1 protein-coding gene is annotated in these 351 nt (G+C 68.9%); it reads right to left on the reverse strand.

Going from position 1 to position 351, the window contains the following annotated elements:
• On the reverse strand, window positions 1-351 hold a 351-nt coding region (locus SB658_RS22495), incomplete at both ends, for an SDR family oxidoreductase (protein WP_410602438.1).

The following is a 351-nucleotide window of genomic DNA, read 5'->3' on the forward strand; positions in this document are numbered from 1 at the left end:
GCGCCGAAGTACGGCGCCGCCGGATCTGCGACCACCTCGCGCGGATCCTGCACGATGTTCATGAAACGGCGCGCCAGCTCGGCCATCGACTCGCGCTCGGGGCCGGCGATCTCGACGATGCCGTTGCACGGTGCCTGCACGGCCACCCGGGCAACGGCATTGGCCACGTCCTCGGCGGCGATCGGCTGTACCTGCGCGGTGGGCAGGCGCACCTGCTGGCCGTCGGCCGCGGACTGGATGATGCCCGGCAGGAATTCGTAGAACTGGGTGGAATGGATGATGGTGTACGGGATGCTGGACTCGCGCACCAGCCGCTCCTGCAGGATCTTGCCGCGGAAGTAGCCGCTGGCG

Source organism: Bacillus sp. SIMBA_008 (assembly GCF_046535495.1).
GTDB lineage: Bacteria > Bacillota > Bacilli > Bacillales > Bacillaceae > Bacillus > Bacillus subtilis.